At 38.2% G+C, this 2,519-nt stretch carries 1 protein-coding gene; it reads right to left on the reverse strand.

Annotation, left to right across the window (positions count from 1 at the left end; translation table 11 throughout):
* The coding region (locus QLS31_RS16125; protein ID WP_282744688.1) for an Ig-like domain-containing protein at nucleotides 1–2,519 on the reverse strand (2,519 nt) is incomplete at both ends.

Raw genomic sequence — 2,519 nt, forward strand, 5'->3', positions numbered from 1 at the left:
AACATCGGTGTCGCATAAATCAGCAGCAGTAGGGAAAGCAGCTTGGGCCGTTGCCAAAGCTTCAGCATCGCTACATTCTACCGTAGTGTTTAAAGCAGTTGCTTGAGTAGACCAAGTTGGAGCTGTTGTATCTTGAATCGTAATCACTTGAGTAAATACAGCCGAAGTGTTTCCACAATCGTCGTTTACCGTCCAAGTGTTGGTGTACGTTCCAGCATTGGCACATTCAGAAGAAGCAACAAACGCACCGCTTACTTTAGTGATATTGGAAACATCGGTGTCGCATAAATCAGCAGCAGTAGGGAAAGCAGCTTGGGCCGTTGCCAAAGCTTCAGCATCGCTACATTCTACCGTAGTGTTTAAAGCTGTTGCTTGAGTAGACCAAGTTGGAGCTGTTGTATCTTGAATCGTAATCACTTGAGTAAATACAGCCGAAGTGTTTCCACAATCGTCATTTACCGTCCAAGTGTTGGTATAAGTTCCTGCATTGGCACATTCAGAAGAAGCAACAAACGCACCACTTACTTTAGTAATGTTGGAAACATCCGTATCACATAAATCAGCGGCAGTAGGGATGGCAGCTTGAGCCGTTGCCAAAGCTTCAGCATCGCTACATTCTACCGTAGTGTTTAAAGCAGTTGCTTGAGTAGACCAAGTTGGAGCCGTTGTATCTTGAATCGTGATTACTTGAGTAAATACAGCCGAAGTGTTTCCACAATCGTCATTTACTGTCCAAGTGTTGGTGTACGTTCCGGCATTGGCACATTCAGAAGAAGCTACAAACGCACCGCTTACTTTAGTGATATTAGAAACATCGGTGTCGCATAAATCAGCAGCAGTAGGGAAAGCAGCTTGGGCCGTTGCTAAAGCTTCAGCATCGCTACATTCTACCGTAGTGTTTAAAGCTGTTGCTTGAGTAGACCAAGTTGGAGCTGTTGTATCTTGAATCGTAATCACTTGAGTAAATACAGCCGAAGTGTTTCCACAATCATCATTTACCGTCCAAGTGTTGGTGTACGTTCCTGCATTGGCACATTGAGAAGAAGCAACAAACGCACCGCTTACTTTAGTGATATTGGAAACATCCGTATCGCAATTGTCTTTAGCTATTGGACTTAGAGATTGAGCATTAGCCAAAGCTTCTGGATTATTACATTCGATAGAAGTATTTAAAGCATCTGCACCAGTAATCCAAGTTGGAGAACTAGCATCTATAATTTTGATAGTTTGAGTTGAAGTTCCTTTATTTCCACATGCATCGGTTACAGTCCAAGTTCTAGAGATTACTTTATTTCCTACACAAAGACTAGTAGGTTTCAAACAAACACTTTTAAATTTAACACTACCATTTACATTAGCTTGTTTTTTTGAATATACAAACCAATCTCCGTTCATAGATCCTATAAATTCTTCAAAACTAGAAACAAAAGAAGATACACCAAGAATACTATTCGAAGAAGTAGTTTCTCCATTTGGTATCAAGTTTTGATTAATTCCTTCTTGAATAAAATCGTTATTATTCCATTTTGTATAACCTGAACTATTAGGATAAAAAACAGGTAAATATAATTCTTGAGTATTTGATGATTCATCATCACATTCTCCTCCTTCACAATAAGGTCCAACTAATTTAATTGCTTGACCACTTGGAGCAACTAAAATAAATTCAGCTCTACCTTTTCCTTGATTTGTTTCGAATGCCAAACTAATTTTTTCAATATTAGCAGCTGTTAAATTATCAAAGCCAGATATAGTAAAAGGAAAATAATTCCCATTTCCTGCATTTATTTCTTGTTCATCAAAACTTCCAAAACATTCAGAATCAACATACGTAGCTAATGGATTAGAATCGCAATTATCTTGAATATTAGTTACTGTACCAGTTAAACTTGTACTTATGTCTGCAAGACAATTTTCATCACTTGAAATTGTTATGTCTGCAGGGGTAGTAAAAGTTGGAGCACTATTGTCAATCACAGTAATAGTTTGAACAAAATTAGCAGAAGTGTTTCCACATCCATCAGTAAAGTTCCAAGTTCTAACTCTTACATAAGCATTGGTACAATTAGCATCTGCAGTTGTTACATCACTCACTAAAACTTTATTTGGAGCAAGGGTACAATTGTCGGTAGCAGCAGGAGATAAAGCCAAAGCAGCAGTTATACCTTCAGTATTGTTGCATTGTAATGTTTGGTTTAATGAAGCTGTTGTTGTAGTTACAACAGGAGCCGTATTGTCAATTACAGTAATAGTTTGAACAAAATTAGCAGAAGTGTTTCCACAACCATCAGTAAAGTTCCAAGTACGTACTCTAGTATAAGCATTGGTACAATCAGCATCTGCAGTTGTTATATCACTCACTAAAACTTTATTTGGAGCAAGTGTACAATTGTCGGTAGCAACAGGCGATAAAGCCAAAGCAGCAGTTATACCTTCAGTATTGTTGCATTGTAATGTTTGGTTTAATGAAGCTGCCGTTGTAGTTACAACAGGAGCGGTATTGTCAATTACAGTAATAG

The organism is Flavobacterium sp. XS2P24, from assembly GCF_030010285.1.
GTDB classification, from domain to species: domain Bacteria; phylum Bacteroidota; class Bacteroidia; order Flavobacteriales; family Flavobacteriaceae; genus Flavobacterium; species Flavobacterium algoritolerans.